Here is a 16,512-nt window from a genome sequence, read left to right on the forward strand (position 1 = left end):
GACATAATGGATTGGCAACGCTACACGCTGGTCGGCGGCATCGCCGCAGTCCTCCTGGCACTGATATACCAGTGGAATGCTTTCAAAGAAGAGCATGCCCCCACCCTGGATCAGAAAACCGTGGTCCACCACCAGGCCAGTGACACCGAAACCCTGCCCAGCAGCCAGGCACAACCAGGCAATGCCGGCAGCAGCGAGCTGCCCGAAGAGGGAGCCATTCCGGAAGTTGGCGCCAGCAGCAGCCAACCGCAGCTGATCACGGTAAACACCGACACCCTGACCCTGCTGATCGACCCCAACGGCGGTGATATCGTCAAGGTCGCCCTGCGCAAGTTTTACGAGAAGCTGAATACACCGGATCGCCCGCTGATCCTGCTCAACCAAACCCGCAGCCACACCTATGTCGCCAAAAGCGGCCTGGTGGGCGGCAAGGGCAATTGCTCTGCCGGACGCCCGGTATTCACCAGCGATGCCAGTGAATACGCCCTGCAGGAAGGCAAGGACACCCTGACCGTCGACCTCAAGCAGCAGCAAGGCGGTATCGGTTTTACCAAGCGCTTCACCTTTACCCGCGGCGACTACCTGGTAAAAGTCTCCTACCTGGTCGACAACGGCCGCAGCAAACCGCTGCTCGCCGGCATCTGTGGCGAGATAGTACGCGACAGCCTGGAACCACCGGTGGACGTGGGTATCGGCGTATCCCCCTTCCTTGGTGCGGCCCTGCATACCAGCGAAGAAAACTACTTCAAGCAGGATTTTGAAGACATCGCCAAAAAGCCGACCACCGAAACCATTCAGGGCGGTTGGGTAGCCATGGTGCAGCACTATTTCCTGAGTGCCTGGATTCCCAACCAGGAAGAGCGAAATACCTTCAACCTGCAACCGATCGGCAACGGACTTTACAGCATGGGCTTTACCAGCCCGCAGCAGCGTATTGAGCCCGGCCAGCAAGGCACTGTCGACGCACTCTTTTATGTAGGTCCGAAAGACGTTTTCACTCTGGAGAAAACTTCGCCCTACCTGGATCTGACCGTGGATTACGGTTGGTTGTGGTGGCTGGCGAAACCCATGTTCCGGGTCCTGAACTGGATTCACGACCACATCGTGGACAACTGGGGCTGGTCAATCATCCTGCTGACCGTGTTCATCAAGGCACTGCTGTTCCCGCTCTCTGCCGCCGGCCTGCGCTCCATGGCGCGCATGCGCAAATTTGCGCCGCAGATGAAAAAGCTGCAGGAGCAGTACAAGGACAACCGCCAGAAACTGGCGGAAGAGACCATGAAGCTGTACCGCCGGGAGAAGATCAACCCGGTGGGAGGCTGTCTGCCGATCCTGCTGCAGATGCCGGTGTTTATCGGTCTCTACTGGATGCTGATGGAAACCGTCGAGCTGCGCCACGCGCCCTGGATCGGCTGGATTCACGATCTGTCGGTAAAAGACCCCTACTTCATTCTGCCGGTTATCATGGGCCTGACCATGTGGCTGATGCAGAAGCTGCAACCGCAGCCCACGGATCCCACCCAGGCCAAGATCATGCAGCTGATGCCAGTGATGATGACCTTCTTCTTCCTGTGGTTCCCGGCGGGCCTGGTTCTGTACTGGATTGCGAACAACCTGATCTCCATCGCCCAGACCTGGTTTATCAACAAACAGGTGGAGGCGGCGGGGGCTAGCAAGTAACACAAGGCCCCGATACCCCGGTGGCGGGAAAGTACCGGGTATCCTTTTTCGAAACCGCTGTGAATACATCCCTGTACGCTGCGTCGGCGACGTCCCTGTCGCCGACGCTTTCGAAAAAGGATCCCCGCCACTCTCCCTTCACATCCAGGCTCTGCGCTTTATATTTACGACACTCAAAGGGCCGCACTTAGCGGCCCTTCCTGTATCTGACTTTTGGATAAACTCTAAACATGTCCCAGCAAAACCCCGGTGAAAGCCTCGCCAAAGACACCATCGCCGCCGTCGCAACCCCGCCCGGTCGCGGCGGAATCGGTGTGATCCGACTGTCAGGGCCACAGGCGCGGCAAATCGGGGAGCAACTGAGCGGCAAAGTCTTCAAGCCACGTTTCGCCCACTACTGCGACTTCACCCACAAAGACCAGTTACTGGACCAGGGGCTGGCGCTGTTCTTCCCCGGTCCCAACTCTTTTACCGGCGAAGATGTGGTGGAACTTCAGGGACATGGTGGGCCGGTCATTCTAGACACGCTTCTTTCCGCGCTTCTGCAGATGGGCGCGCGGCAGGCGCGGCCCGGAGAGTTTTCGGAGCGCGCTTTTCTCAATGACAAGCTGGATTTGGCCCAAGCAGAAGCGATTGCGGACCTGATTGACGCCGGTAGCGCCCAGGCAGCGCAGAATGCCTTGCGCTCCTTGCAGGGCGCATTCTCCGAAAAAATCGAAGGCTTATCCGTTCAGCTTACCCATTTACGCATCTACGTCGAAGCATCGATCGATTTTCCGGAAGAAGAAATCGATTTTCTCGCCGATGGCAAGGTAAGCGCCGATATAGACGCACTCCTCGCCCAACTGGACGCGGTTGAGGCCCAGGCGCGCCAAGGGGCGATCATGCGCGAGGGTATGCAGGTGGCAATTGCCGGAAAACCCAACGCGGGCAAGTCCAGTCTGCTGAATGCCCTGGCGGGAAAAGACACCGCCATCGTGACCGATATTGCCGGCACCACCCGGGATGTACTGCGGGAACACATTCATATCGACGGCATGCCGCTGCACATTGCCGATACCGCGGGTCTAAGGGATGCACCGGATCAGGTAGAGCGTATTGGCATCGAGCGCGCCTGGGAGGAAATCCGCCACGCGGATCGGGTGCTGCTGGTGGTGGACGCCCGCGAGCTGACCAGTCTGGATCCGGACCAGGCCTGGCCCGAATTTACCCGCCAGCTGCCAGCCCCGGAAAAGCTCACCCTGGTGGTGAACAAAATCGACCTCACCGAATACAGTCCCGGACTTCTGGCCCACAGCGATGGCGTACCGATTACCGCCATCAGCGCCGCTACGGGTGCCGGCATCGACCAGCTCAAGCAACACCTGAAACAGTGCATGGGATACCACGCCGGTAACGAGGGCAGCTTCAGTGCCCGGCGGCGCCACCTGGATGCCCTTGCCCGCGCCCGCGCCTTTATCGAAGAGGGCCGCGCTCAGCTGCACAGCAGCGGCGCCGGAGAGCTGTTGGCCGAGGATCTACGCCAGGCCCAGCAGGCCCTGGGAGAAATTACCGGCGAAATCACCGCCGATGAACTGCTGGGCAAGATATTCGGCAGCTTCTGTATCGGAAAATAACCCCGCAATCCCGGGCGGTCAGAGTCCGGGAATGCCACCCTCCCCACCTTTAGCCAAAAACTCCTCCCGGCCGCTCGATTCCAAACACACCCCGGACACAGCTAACCCCCATGCAGAACACAGGAGTTGCTCACAGCAATCCACAGGGTTATCCAGATGGACCCCGTATCCACTTTCCAATCACAGATACTTATCCCGGAAACCCACAGATTTATTCACAGATCTGCTGAAAAGGGCCGGTCATTGGCGTTGACCCACAGGCGATGTGGACAAAACAGGGAAAAACGGAAGTGAAAGACCGGGAGAAAAGTGGGACAACCGGCAGGCCCGGCACAAACGGCAAAAGTTATCCCGCTCGTCCACAGCCGCGTACAGGGCTTACCCCTGCCTGAACGCAGGGGTTTAAGACCCAGTTATCATTACTGTAAACCATTGATTCATAACGATTTTTATCACTTAACCACCGAATTCCGGCTCACTAATAACTATAACTAATATAAAAAAACCATATACATAGGTATGTATAACTTTATTTATCAGTAAGTTAATTGGCCTGAAATTAAAATTCCTCGTGCCGCTTTTTTGCACAGCCCAAGGTGCCTATAATGTGCGGCCGAAATTTCACATCCAGCGGTTATCTGAACAACCACTGGCCAGCAAATGCCGTTAAGTCTCTGCCCTGCAGCACATTCGCTAGAGCGACAACCTTATGGATTACCCCACACAGTACGACGTCATTGTCATTGGCGGCGGTCATGCCGGCACTGAGGCGTGCCTGGCAGCCGCGCGCATGGGGAGTCGCACCCTGCTGTTGACCCACAACATCGAAACTCTGGGGCAGATGTCCTGCAACCCGGCCATCGGCGGCATCGGCAAAAGTCACCTGGTGAAGGAAGTCGACGCCCTCGGCGGCGCCATGGCCACCGCCACCGATCTCGGCGGGATACAGTTCCGGGTGCTGAATGCACGCAAGGGCCCGGCGGTACGCGCCACCCGCGCCCAGGCCGACCGCGCACTGTACAAAGCGGCGATCCGCAACATTCTCGAGAACCAGCCCAACCTGGACATCTTCCAGCAGGCCGCGGACGACCTGATTGTTGAAAATGACCGGGTGGTTGGTGTGGTTACCAATGCCGGGCTGCGCTTCCTGGGCAAGACTGTAGTGATCACCGCGGGCACTTTCCTCGGTGGTCGCATTCATATCGGCCTCGACAACCACGCCGGTGGCCGTGCGGGCGATCCCCCATCCATCGCCCTGGCGCAGCGACTGCGCGCACTACCGTTTCGGGTGGAGCGCCTGAAAACCGGTACCCCGCCCCGCATCGACGCCCGCTCGGTCGACTTTTCCGGCCTGGAGGAGCAGTGGGGTGATGAGCCCCTACCGGTGATGTCCTATCTCGGCTCCCGCGCCCAACACCCGCGCCAGGTGTGCTGCTGGATCACCCACACCAATACCGGCACCCACGACATCATCCGCGGCGGCCTCGACCGCTCACCCATGTACTCCGGGGTGATCGAGGGAATCGGACCGCGCTACTGCCCGTCCATCGAAGACAAGGTGCACCGTTTCGCGGACAAGGACAGCCACCAGATCTTTATCGAGCCGGAGGGGCTGACCACCAACGAGCTCTACCCCAACGGCATCTCCACCAGCCTGCCGTTTGATGTGCAGATGAATCTGGTGCGCTCGATCAAGGGCTTTGAAAACGCGCATATCACGCGCCCGGGCTATGCGATCGAGTACGACTTTTTCGACCCGCGCGATCTGCTGCCGTCGCTGGAAACCAAGTTTATCGCTGGCCTCTTCTTTGCCGGCCAGATCAACGGCACCACCGGCTACGAGGAAGCGGCGGCCCAGGGCCTGCTGGCGGGCGCCAACGCCGCGTTGCAAGCCCAGGAAAGAGAGGCCTGGGCCCCGCGCCGCGACGAGGCCTACCTGGGCGTGCTGGTGGACGACCTGATCACCAGTGGTACCAAAGAGCCCTACCGCATGTTTACCAGCCGTGCGGAATACCGCCTGTTACTGCGGGAAGACAACGCCGACCTGCGCCTGACGGAAAAAGGCCGCGAACTGGGCCTGGTCGACGATCACCGCTGGCAGGCCTTCTGCGAGAAGCGCGAAGCCATTGCCCGCGAACAGCAACGTCTGAACGATACCTGGGTCCAGCCCGGCACCGACGCCGCAAAAGCGGTAGAGCAAAAACTGCCACAGCCGCTGGCCCGCGAGTACAGCCTGAAAGATCTGCTGAAGCGCCCGGAACTCGGCTACGCCGACATCGCCGGCCTCAAGGGTGAAGCCGTGGCAGACGAACAGGTTGCCGAGCAGGTGGAGATCTCCGCCAAGTACGCCGGCTATATCGACCGCCAGCGCGACGAGATTGAGCGTCTGTTGGCCTATGAAGACACACCGCTGCCGGTGGATTTTGATTACTCCGGGGTGTCCGGCCTCTCCAACGAGGTGATCCAGAAATTGAGCGACGCGCGCCCGGATACCCTGGCCCGCGCCGGCCGCATTCCCGGGGTTACCCCGGCGGCGGTTTCCCTGCTGCTGATCCAGTTGAAAAAGCGCGGCCTGTTGAACCGCAAGAAGGCGGTTTGAGTTGATGGAAATGTTTCGCCCTCGCCTGCTGCAGGCCGCCGAGCAACTCGCCCTTGATCTGACTGGCGAGCAGCAGGACAAACTGCTGGCCTATCTCGACCTTTTCGCCCGCTGGAATACCGCGTACAACCTGTCTGCGGTGCGCGATCCGGCGGAAATGCTCGAGCGGCACATTGTCGATAGCCTGAGCGTGGTGAATCTCTGCGGAAATTCTGCCGATGACCTGTCGCCGCTGATCGATGTGGGTTCTGGCGGTGGTCTGCCGGGGATTCCCCTGGCCATCATCCACCCCGAGCGCCCCATCAGCCTGCTGGACAGCAACGGCAAAAAATCCCGTTTCCAGTTTCAGGTGGCCAGCCAGCTTAAGCTGGGCAATATCAACGTCGTCAACCAGCGGGTTGAGGCCTATCAGCCGGAAAAACCCTATGCCGGTGTGGTGTCGCGGGCGTTTGCATCGCTGCAGGATATGGTGGTTGGGAGTGAGCATTTACTTGCACCGAACGGCCGATTCTATGCGATGAAAGGCAAGCTTCCCGAAGATGAGTTGAGTGCATTGCCAAAAGGCATTAAGGTCGAGCAGGTGCACACCCTGTCGGTACCGGGCTGCGATGCAGACCGCCACCTGATCGTCCTCAGTCGCGGGGAGTGACCGGCCAGCGGTCGGCGTTTTTACACAGAATACACCGGCTGGTGTAACGATTATTTTTGAGACCTGCGCACCGGGCTGATGTTCGCGCGTGCGCAATTGCTGCCGCATTTTCCGGGGAATCCGGCCTAGCGGCGAGCCCGGTGGGCGTGCGGAGCGCGCATTCCGGGAACAACAGGACCAGAAACTTGAGCAAGATTTTTGCGGTAGCGAATCAGAAAGGGGGCGTGGGTAAAACCACCACCTGTGTGAATCTCTCGGCCTCCCTGGTGGCAAACAAGCGCCGGGTGCTGCTGATTGACCTCGACCCCCAGGGCAATGCCACCATGGGCAGCGGCGTCGATAAAAGCGAATTGCAACTGTCCAGCTACGACGTGCTCGCCAGTCTGCTGCCGCCACGCAAGGCCATAGTCCCCACCAACAGTGGTTTTGACCTGATGCCCGCCAACGGCGACCTGTCGGCGGCCGAGGTGGAGCTGCTGGAGATGGATGGCCGCGAGTCTCGCCTGCGCCAGGCACTGGCAGAAATCAGCGGTGATTACGATTACATCATCATCGACTGCCCGCCCTCCCTGAATATGCTGACCGTCAACGCGCTGTGTGCGGCCGGCGGTGTACTGATCCCCATGCAGTGCGAGTACTACGCGCTGGAGGGCCTCTCGGCGCTGGTCGACACCATCACCCAGATTCAGCGGGCGGCCAACCCCAACCTCAAGATCGAGGGCATACTGCGCACCATGTACGATCCGCGCAACAGCCTCACCGGGGATGTATCCGAGCAGTTGACCGAATACTTTGGCGACCGCCTCTACCGCACCTGCATCCCGCGCAACGTGCGTCTTGCCGAGGCCCCAAGCTTCGGCAAGCCGGCGCTGGATTACGATCGCAACTCCAAGGGGGCTATCGCCTACCTCGCCCTCGCCGGCGAAATCACCCGCCGCCACAGCGCGGCCAACCAGAACAACGCCAATCAAAATAGCAGTGGACCCCGCCCGGTAGCGGAAGCGGTTTAGGACTGAGGTAGAGAAGCTATGGCCGCCAAACGCAAGGGCCTGGGGAAAGGGCTTTCCCACCTGATCAGCAATAACGCCAGTGAGGCCATCGCCGTCGCCACCGGTGAGCGCAACGGCGATATCGTCGAGCGTGTGGATGGGGAGCTGAAAGAGCTGCCGATCGAATTCCTGCAGCGCGGCCGTTACCAGCCGCGCCGCGACTTTCCGCAGGAGTCTCTGCAAGAGCTGGCGGACTCCATTCGCGTCCAGGGCATCATGCAGCCGATCGTGGTACGCCCGATCGGTGAGCACAAATACGAGATTATCGCTGGTGAGCGCCGCTGGCGTGCCGCGCAGCTGGCGTCGCTGGATAAGGTTCCGGCGCTGATCCGCGACGTTTCCGACGAAGCCGCCATCGCCATGGCGCTGATCGAGAATATCCAGCGGGAAGACCTCAACCCGGTGGAAGAGGCTATAGCTCTCAAGCGTCTGCAGGACGAGTTCGAACTCACCCAGCAGCAGGTCGCCGAGGCGGTGGGCAAGTCCCGCACTGCAGTAACGAATCTGTTGCGCCTGCTGAGCCTGACCGACGAGGTGCGCACTTTTCTCGAGCGCGGCGATATCGAAACCGGCCACGCCAAGGCTCTACTGGGCCTTGGCGGTGACGACCAGCGCCAGGCCGCCCGCCAGGTGGTGGAGCGCGGCCTGACCGTGCGCCAGACCGAGGCCCTGGTTCGCCGCATTCATGAGGAGGCTGGTAAGCCGAAGGTAAAGAAACCCGAGGTAGACCCGAATATTCGCCGCCTCACTGAGCGCCTGGCAGAAAAAATTGGCGTGCCTGTCAGCATTGATCACAGCGACAAGGGTGCCGGTAAACTGGTGCTCAAGTACACCAGTCTGGATGAGCTGGACGGCATTCTGGCCCACCTGGGGTACAGCGAAGACTGATCCCGGCAGCCGCCGAAGCCCCGCAAACCGTTACGGTTGCAACGTTTCGGTTATGTTGCACCAGAATGCAGCCTTCCAAGCTGCGCCAAAATGGTGCTCGAATGGCGCCCACTTCCCCTGGTAGTGGGCGCTTGCTTTAGGTGGGTTTAGCGGCAAAAGACCGCGAACGACAGGGGATCTGAAGGGATTTGCCAGTTGAATCGCCTCGCCTGTTCCTACATAATTCGCACGCCCAAAAATTGGGCGGAGATCAAAATCTGGCCGGCCTGTTCCCGCCTATGCGCAATCCCCCGGTAGTAAAGATTTCGCTGATCCAGCTGGCAGTTGTTGTGTTGGCTGCGCTGGCGCTCGAATTGACGCTGGGGCGGATTATTGCCCTCTCCGCCCTACTTGGTAGCCTCCTGTGTGTGCTGCCCAATCTGTATTTTGGCCTGCGCGCCTTTGAGTTATTTGGGCCCGACCGCGACAAGATCCGCGGTGCGCGCGCAAGCCAGCGCGCGGTGGGAAGTTTCTACCGCGCCGAAACCGGCAAGTTTGCGATGACCCTGGTGGGGTTCGCGGCGGTGTTTGCCAGCGTCAAGACGCTGAACCCCGCAATGCTGTTTATCAGCTATAGCTTGTGCATGATTTTGCAATGGATTCTCGTGGCCCGACTGCATACAAAGACGTAGCAGTGGCCCAGGAGCCCCCGAAGAGTGACTGCGCCGAAAGGTTGAGGGTTTGACGCCCTGCGCAGAGATGGGGTTCCCGAAAAAGTTTTTTATCTTAGAACGTGTTGAGGAACTATGGCTGCCGAACAAACCGCGACGGGGTATATCCAGCACCACCTGCAGAATCTTGCCTACGGAAAACTGCCAGCGGGTTACACCCGTGCTGACGGTACCGTACTGTCCGAGTCTACCTGGACCATCGCCCACAGCAGCCAGGAAGCTGCCGATATGGGCTTTTGGGCTGTCCACCTGGATACCCTGGGTTGGTCTATCGGCCTGGGCCTACTTTTCTGTTTCCTGTTCGCGCGCGCCGCGAAAAAGGCAACTGCTGGTGTTCCCACTGGTTTCCAGAGCTTTGTCGAAGTGATTGTCGACTTCATCGACAAGACCGTTAAAGACACCTTCCCGCACCGCAATAGCATGGTTGCCCCGATGGCGCTGACCATCTTCGTGTGGGTGTTCCTGATGAACCTGATGGACCTGATCCCGGTTGACTGGCTGCCGCTGGCGTTTGCCCACGGTACTTCCGCCATTACCGGTGCGGATCCACATCATGTTTACTTTAAAGTCGTTCCCACCACCGACCTGAATGCCACCCTGGGCATGGCGCTGGCGGTATTCGCGCTGATGATCTTCTTCAGCGTGAGGGAAAAGGGCCTGATGGGTTTTGTGAAAGAGCTGACCCTGCACCCCTTCCACTCCGGCAAGTGGTATATCGATATTTTCCTGATTCCGTTCAACTTCCTGCTGGAAGCGGTTTCCCTGATCGCCAAGCCTGTATCTCTCGGCCTGCGTCTGTTCGGAAACCTCTACGCCGGTGAGATGATCTTTATCCTGATCGCCATCGTCTTCGGTGTGGGCGTTCTGGGCTTTATCGGCGCCGGTCTGCTGCAGATGGGCTGGGCCATTTTCCACATCCTGGTAATTACCCTGCAGGCGTTCGTGTTCATGGTGTTGACCACTGTGTACATGGCGATGGCGCACGACCGGGAAGATGAACACGCGCACGACCAGTAAGGTCGTGCCTCCCCGGGATATCCCGGGGAAACAGGTTTTCGTTTGTACTTTAACTTTTTCATTCACTTTCAACTTCAACAACTCGTAACTTTACTTTGGAGAAAACAATGGAAGCATTAGGTCTGGTATACGTAGCTGCTGCACTGCTGATCGGTCTGGGCGCACTGGGTACTGCTATCGGTTTCGGCACCCTGGGTGGCAAACTGCTGGAAGGTTCTGCACGTCAGCCTGAACAGGCTCCGGCTCTGCAGGGCAAAATGTTCCTGATGGCTGGTCTGCTCGACGCCGTTCCGATGATCGGTGTTGGTATCGCTATGTACCTGATTTTCGCGGTTGCTCCTGGTCTGGCTGGTTAATCCATCGTTCCAATTGCCCTTTAACCCATTTTTGAAAGAGCAAGAGGTGTCGGTGTGAATATCAACCTGACTCTGATCGGCCAGTCGATCACCTTTCTCGCCTTCGTATGGTTCTGCTGGAAGTATGTCTGGCCGGCCCTGCTGGGTGTTATGCAAGAGCGTGAGCAGAAAATTGCTACCGGTCTGCAAGAAGCCGAGCGCGCGGAGAAAGATCTTGAGCTGGCACAGCGTAAAGCTGTCGAGCAACTGAAAGAAGCCAAAGCCCAGGCGGCTGAAATCATCGATGGCGCCAACAAGCGCGCCAACCAGATCGTTGAAGAAGCCAAAACGGCTGCGCGTAGCGAAGGCGATCGCCTGAAAGCTGCCGCTGAGGCGGAAATCGAACAGGAAGTAAACCGTGCGAAAGAACAACTTCGCTCGCGTGTTGCTGCCCTGTCTGTTGCCGGCGCGGAAAAAATCCTCTCAGTCAACATCGATGCCAAAGTGCACGATGACATGATCGAGAAACTGGCAGCCGAGCTGTAAGCGAGGAACCCATGGCGGAACTAAGCACTCTGGCCCGGCCCTACGCGAAAGCGGCATTTGCCAGCGCACAACAAAGCTCCAACCTTTCCGGTTGGAGTGTTGCGTTGGCAACCGCAGCGGCGGTCAGCCAGAACGAAAAAATTGGCGAGCTGCTGGATAACCCACAGCTGACCAGTGAAGTGCGTGCGGAAAAATTCCTGTCTGTCTGTGGCGACTTTGAACAGCCACAACAGAACTTCATCAAGTTGCTGGCGGAAAACCACCGCCTGGCACTGTTGCCGGAAATTTCCGAACTGTTCGAAATCCTGAAGGCCGAAGCGGAAGCCACTCTCGAAGTGGAAGTTCTCTCCGCCCGCCCGCTCAGCGCAGAACAGACCCAGCGTCTCACTCAGGCACTCAGCAAGAAGTTTTCCCGTGAAGTGCACCTGCACAACGCGGTTGATGAAAGTCTGCTGGGCGGCGCCATTGTGCGCGCCGGCGACACGGTCATCGATGGCACCGTGCGCGGCCGACTGGCTAAACTCGCCGAGGCGATGAACTCCTAAATTATCGTCCCCTCTACCGCACGCGGTGGAGGGGAGTTCGAGGAACAGAGCATGCAGCAACTGAATCCCTCTGAGATCAGTGAAATTATCAAGAGCCGCATCGACAATCTCGATGTGAGCACCGAAGCCCAGAATGAGGGCACCATTGTTTCCGTATCCGACGGTATCATCCGCATCCACGGCCTGGCCGACGTGATGTACGGTGAAATGATCGAATTCGAGGGCGGCGTCTACGGTATGGCGCTGAACCTGGAGCGCGATTCCGTTGGTGCTGTAATCCTGGGTGACTACAAATCTCTGGCTGAAGGCCAGAAGTGTCGTTGCACCGGCCGCATCCTGGAAGCTCCGGTTGGTCCGGAACTGCTGGGCCGCGTGGTAGACGCACTGGGTAACCCGATTGACGGTAAAGGTCCGCTGAACAACAAGCTGACCGACGCGGTTGAGAAAGTAGCCCCCGGCGTAATCGCCCGTCAGTCCGTTGACCAGCCGGTTCAGACCGGTCTGAAAGCGGTAGACACCATGATCCCGATCGGCCGTGGCCAGCGTGAGCTGATCATTGGCGACCGTCAGATCGGTAAGACTGCGGTTGCGATCGATGCGATCATCAACCAGAAAGGCACCGGCATTAAGTGTATCTACGTTGCCGTAGGCCAGAAGCAGTCCTCTATTGCCAACGTTGTACGCAAGCTGGAAGAGCACGGCGCCATGGACCACACCATCGTGGTTGCCGCTGGTGCTGCCGACCCGGCTGCGATGCAGTTCCTGGCGCCCTACGTTGGCTGCACCATGGGTGAGTACTTCCGCGACCGCGGTGAAGACGCCCTGATCATTTACGATGACCTGACCAAGCAGGCTTGGGCCTACCGTCAGATCTCCCTGCTGCTGAAGCGTCCTCCGGGCCGTGAAGCCTACCCGGGTGACGTTTTCTACTTGCACTCCCGTCTGCTGGAGCGTGCCGCGCGTGTAAACGCCGACTACGTAGAGAAGTTCACCAACGGTGAAGTGAAAGGCAAAACCGGCTCCCTGACCGCGCTGCCGATCATCGAAACCCAGGCGGGTGACGTTTCCGCGTTCGTACCGACCAACGTAATCTCCATTACCGATGGTCAGATCTTCCTGGAAACCGACCTGTTCAACGCGGGTGTACGTCCTGCGATCAACCCGGGTATCTCCGTATCCCGAGTTGGTGGTTCCGCCCAGACCAAGATCATCAAGAAGCTGTCCGGTGGTATCCGTACCGCTCTGGCCCAGTACCGTGAGCTCGCGGCCTTCTCCCAGTTCGCTTCCGACCTGGACGAAGCCACCAAAGCCCAGCTGGACCACGGTGAGCGCGTAACCGAGCTGATGAAGCAGAAGCAGTACTCTCCGCTGTCGATCGCGGACATGGCTGTTTCCGTTTACGCCGCGGACAAGGGTTACCTGAACAACGTAGAAGTTAACAAAGTGCTGGACTTCGAATCCGCCCTGCTCGCTTACATGAATAGCGAACACGCAGAGCTGATGGCGCAAGTAAACAGCACCGGTAACTACAACGACGAAATCGACAACGCCTTCAAGGCTGCGATCGAGAAGTTCGTCGCTACCGGTAGCTGGTAAGTACCCGTGTGCAGGAGTAAGTCTCGCGACCTGCTCCTGCAGGTTAACTTCCGGCAAAAAGGTAACTGACTATGGCAGGCGGAAAAGAAGTACGCACAAAAATTGCCAGCATCAAGAGCACGCAGAAGATCACCTCGGCCATGGAAATGGTTGCGGCGAGCAAGATGCGTAAAGCTCAAGATCGCATGGCACTGGGGCGCCCTTACGCAAGCCGCATCCGCGCGGTGATCGGCCACGTTGCCAACGCCTCGGCGGAATACCAGCACACCTACATGCAGGAGCGCGAAGCCAAGCGTGTGGGTTACATCCTGGTATCCACCGACCGCGGTCTCTGCGGTGGCCTGAACATCAACGTGTTCAAGGCTGCCATCCGCGACATGAAATCCTGGGACGACCAGGGCGTTGGCGTGGACATCTGTGCAGTCGGCAACAAGGCGGCCAGCTTTTTCAATAACATCGGCGGCAACGTAGTGGCGGCTGTGCGTGACCTGGGCGACCAGCCTCAGGCCAAGCAGCTGATCGGCTCCGTTAAAGTCATGCTCGATCGTTTCGCCAGTGGCGATATCGACCGTCTCTTCCTGGTGTCCAACGAATTCGTGAACACCATGACCCAGAAGCCGCATGTCGAACAGCTGCTTCCGTTGAAAAGAGACGAAGACGAGCAACTGCAGCACGAATGGGATTACCTGTACGAGCCAGAGCCGGTCGAGCTTCTCGACGGTCTGCTGACCCGCTACATCGAATCTCAGGTGTACCAGGCAGTCGTTGAAAACAAGGCCTGTGAACAGGCAGCGCGCATGATTGCGATGAAGAGCGCCACCGATAACGCCGGTGAGCTGATCGATGCGCTGCAGCTGGTTTACAACAAGGCCCGCCAGGCAGCAATTACGCAAGAGCTGTCTGAAATTGTTGGCGGCGCTGCGGCGGTTTAAGGCAGCCGAGTAAAGATTTGAAATTTGAGGATCGGGAAATGAGTAACGGGCAAATTGTGCAAGTTATCGGCGCGGTCATCGACGTGGAATTCCCGCGCGACGCCGTACCGAATGTATACGATGCACTCGTGTGTGAGGAAAAGAACCTCACCATGGAAGTGCAGCAGCAGCTGGGCGACGGCATCGTACGTGCTATCGCCATGGGTTCTTCCGAAGGTGTTCGCCGCGGTCTCGCGGTAACCAACACCGGCGCCCCGGTATCCGTACCGGTGGGTACTGAAACCCTCGGCCGCATCATGGACGTTCTGGGTAACCCTATCGACGAGTGTGGCCCTATCGGTGAGAAAGAGCGTTCCTCTATCCACCGCGCTGCGCCGACCTACGAAGAGCAAGCAAACTCCACCGACCTGCTGGAGACTGGCATCAAGGTAATCGACCTGGTATGTCCGTTCGCCAAGGGTGGTAAAGTTGGTCTGTTCGGTGGTGCCGGTGTAGGTAAAACCGTAAACATGATGGAGCTCATCAACAACATCGCCACCGAGCACAGCGGTCTGTCCGTGTTCGCGGGTGTGGGTGAGCGTACTCGTGAAGGTAACGACTTCTACCACGAGATGCAGGAAGCCGGCGTTGTTAACGTCGAAGAGTTTTCCAAGTCCAAGGTAGCGATGGTCTACGGCCAGATGAACGAGCCGCCCGGCAACCGTCTGCGCGTAGCCCTGACCGGCCTGACCATGGCCGAGAAATTCCGTGACGAAGGTCGTGACGTACTGTTGTTCGTGGACAACATCTACCGTTACACCCTGGCCGGTACCGAAGTATCCGCACTGCTCGGCCGTATGCCGTCTGCGGTAGGTTACCAGCCGACTCTGGCGGAAGAGATGGGCGTTCTGCAGGAGCGTATTACCTCCACCAAGACCGGTTCCATCACCTCCATCCAGGCGGTATACGTACCGGCGGATGACTTGACTGACCCGTCTCCGGCGACCACCTTCGCGCACTTGGACTCCACCGTAGTACTGAGCCGTGATATCGCCTCCAAGGGTATCTACCCTGCGGTTGACCCGCTGGACTCCACCTCTCGTCAGCTGGATCCGCTGGTGATTGGTCAGGAGCACTACGACACTGCGCGTGGCGTTCAGTCCGTACTTCAGCGCTACAAAGAGCTGAAAGACATCATCGCGATTCTGGGTATGGACGAGCTGTCTGAAGAAGACAAGCAGATCGTTGCCCGTGCGCGTAAGATCGAGCGCTTCCTGTCTCAGCCGTTCCACGTTGCTGAAGTATTTACCGGTGCACCGGGCAAATACGTTTCCCTGAAAGAAACCATCCGTGGTTTCCAGGGCATTCTGAACGGCGACTACGACCACCTGCCGGAGCAGGCCTTCTACATGGTTGGCGGCATCGACGAAGCCGTCGAGAAAGCCAACAAGAAGTAAGGCACGCGCGTGGCACCCGTAAATATACGGGTGCCACAAGGCAAACAGCTGAGAATGAGGTAGCCTTATGGCTATGACAGTACATTGCGACATCGTTAGCGCAGAGGAATCCCTCTTCTCCGGTCTGGTGAAGATGGTGATTGTCAGCGGCGTCGAAGGGGAACTCGGTATCTCCTACGGTCACGCGCAGCTGCTCACCGCCCTCAAGCCGGGTCCGGTACGCATCATCAAGGATAATGGTGATGAAGAGGTGCTGTTCCTGAGCGGTGGCTATGCCGAAATCCAGCCGAATATGGTGACCATCCTCGCCGACATCGCCGAGCGCGAAATCGACGAAGAGGCGGCCAAAAAGGCGCGCGAAGAGGCGGAACACGCCCTGCGCAGCGCTCCGGCGGATATCGACTATGCCCGCATCTCCGCGCAACTTGCCGAAGCCGAAGCCCGCCTGCGCACCATGCAGGCGATCCGCAGGGCCGCCGGTAAGTAATTCCCGCAGTTTTGCAGGAAATCGAAAAAAGCAGCTTCGGCTGCTTTTTTTGTTTCAGACGGTTCAAAATTCGCAAAAATCACCCGATGCGACGCACAATTTTTTTGCGATAGTGCTCGCAAAAACAACGCTGACTTTTCTCCCTAACTTGTCACCCGGGAATGTCTGAAAATCCCCCCCTGCCCCACAGCTCCCGCCATTATTGGGTCAACGACGCTTTCCGGTGTAAATGACCAAATTCATCTAATTCGTTCTTGTTACAAAGTGTTACTCAGCGCCAAAACCAACTGTGTTCTATTCAATGACCCAGTGGCGCAGCAGCACCTGCTGGCGCCACCTGAAATAAAAATAAATCTAGTCAGGAGGTCCCAATGCAATTCGGGAAATTATTCTCGCGCATATCCCTATTGGCGTCGTTGACGGCAGC

Annotated in this window: 15 protein-coding genes; all 15 read left to right on the forward strand. The window is 58.3% G+C overall.

What is annotated here, in order from left to right; genetic code table 11:
- Positions 1-6 precede the first annotated feature (6 nt).
- The gene (yidC, locus tag GRX76_RS02585) at positions 7-1,680 is read left to right on the forward strand and encodes a membrane protein insertase YidC (RefSeq protein WP_160151873.1); all 1,674 of its coding nucleotides are present in this window, start codon (positions 7-9) and stop codon (positions 1,678-1,680) included.
- A 230-nt stretch (positions 1,681-1,910) separates the two neighbouring features.
- Positions 1,911-3,296, forward strand: a complete 1,386-nt coding sequence (gene mnmE, locus GRX76_RS02590; RefSeq protein ID WP_160151874.1) for a tRNA uridine-5-carboxymethylaminomethyl(34) synthesis GTPase MnmE — start codon at positions 1,911-1,913, stop codon at positions 3,294-3,296.
- 709 nt (positions 3,297-4,005) lie between these two features.
- Positions 4,006-5,895 carry a tRNA uridine-5-carboxymethylaminomethyl(34) synthesis enzyme MnmG gene (gene mnmG / locus GRX76_RS02595; protein WP_160151875.1) on the forward strand — a complete coding sequence of 630 codons (1,890 nt, stop codon included), beginning with the start codon at positions 4,006-4,008 and terminating at the stop codon, positions 5,893-5,895.
- Positions 5,896-5,899: 4 nt separating this feature from the next.
- Positions 5,900-6,544: a 16S rRNA (guanine(527)-N(7))-methyltransferase RsmG gene (gene rsmG / locus GRX76_RS02600; protein WP_160151876.1), complete on the forward strand. Its 645-nt coding sequence runs from the start codon at positions 5,900-5,902 to the stop codon at positions 6,542-6,544.
- Positions 6,545-6,729: 185 nt separating this feature from the next.
- Complete coding sequence (locus GRX76_RS02605) at positions 6,730-7,554, forward strand: ParA family protein (protein ID WP_160151877.1); 825 nt, start codon at positions 6,730-6,732, stop codon at positions 7,552-7,554.
- Positions 7,555-7,572: 18 nt separating this feature from the next.
- Positions 7,573-8,481, forward strand: coding sequence for a ParB/RepB/Spo0J family partition protein (locus GRX76_RS02610; protein WP_160151878.1), 909 nt, complete (start codon positions 7,573-7,575; stop codon positions 8,479-8,481).
- Between the two features lie 188 nt (positions 8,482-8,669).
- Positions 8,670-9,152: an ATP synthase subunit I gene (locus GRX76_RS02615; RefSeq protein ID WP_236250518.1), complete on the forward strand. Its 483-nt coding sequence runs from the start codon at positions 8,670-8,672 to the stop codon at positions 9,150-9,152.
- A 114-nt stretch (positions 9,153-9,266) separates the two neighbouring features.
- On the forward strand, positions 9,267-10,208 hold the full coding sequence (atpB, locus tag GRX76_RS02620) for a F0F1 ATP synthase subunit A (RefSeq protein WP_160151879.1): 942 nt from the start codon (positions 9,267-9,269) through the stop codon (positions 10,206-10,208).
- Between the two features lie 107 nt (positions 10,209-10,315).
- Complete coding sequence (gene atpE / locus GRX76_RS02625; RefSeq protein WP_010131056.1) at positions 10,316-10,564, forward strand: F0F1 ATP synthase subunit C; 249 nt, start codon at positions 10,316-10,318, stop codon at positions 10,562-10,564.
- Positions 10,565-10,618: 54 nt separating this feature from the next.
- Complete coding sequence (locus GRX76_RS02630) at positions 10,619-11,089, forward strand: F0F1 ATP synthase subunit B (protein ID WP_160151880.1); 471 nt, start codon at positions 10,619-10,621, stop codon at positions 11,087-11,089.
- A gap of 11 nt (positions 11,090-11,100) precedes the next feature.
- Positions 11,101-11,634: a F0F1 ATP synthase subunit delta gene (locus GRX76_RS02635; protein ID WP_160151881.1), complete on the forward strand. Its 534-nt coding sequence runs from the start codon at positions 11,101-11,103 to the stop codon at positions 11,632-11,634.
- Positions 11,635-11,685: 51 nt separating this feature from the next.
- On the forward strand, positions 11,686-13,230 hold the full coding sequence (gene atpA / locus GRX76_RS02640) for a F0F1 ATP synthase subunit alpha (protein ID WP_160151882.1): 1,545 nt from the start codon (positions 11,686-11,688) through the stop codon (positions 13,228-13,230).
- A gap of 71 nt (positions 13,231-13,301) precedes the next feature.
- Positions 13,302-14,162, forward strand: a complete 861-nt coding sequence (atpG, locus tag GRX76_RS02645) for a F0F1 ATP synthase subunit gamma (protein WP_160151883.1) — start codon at positions 13,302-13,304, stop codon at positions 14,160-14,162.
- A gap of 38 nt (positions 14,163-14,200) precedes the next feature.
- Positions 14,201-15,598 (forward strand): F0F1 ATP synthase subunit beta, encoded by a 1,398-nt coding sequence (gene atpD, locus GRX76_RS02650; RefSeq protein ID WP_160151884.1) that lies wholly within the window; start codon positions 14,201-14,203, stop codon positions 15,596-15,598.
- A gap of 67 nt (positions 15,599-15,665) precedes the next feature.
- Positions 15,666-16,085 (forward strand): F0F1 ATP synthase subunit epsilon, encoded by a 420-nt coding sequence (locus tag GRX76_RS02655; protein ID WP_160151885.1) that lies wholly within the window; start codon positions 15,666-15,668, stop codon positions 16,083-16,085.
- The last annotated feature ends 427 nt before the right edge of the window (positions 16,086-16,512 follow it).

The organism is Microbulbifer sp. ALW1 (assembly GCF_009903625.1).
Taxonomy (GTDB): domain Bacteria; phylum Pseudomonadota; class Gammaproteobacteria; order Pseudomonadales; family Cellvibrionaceae; genus Microbulbifer.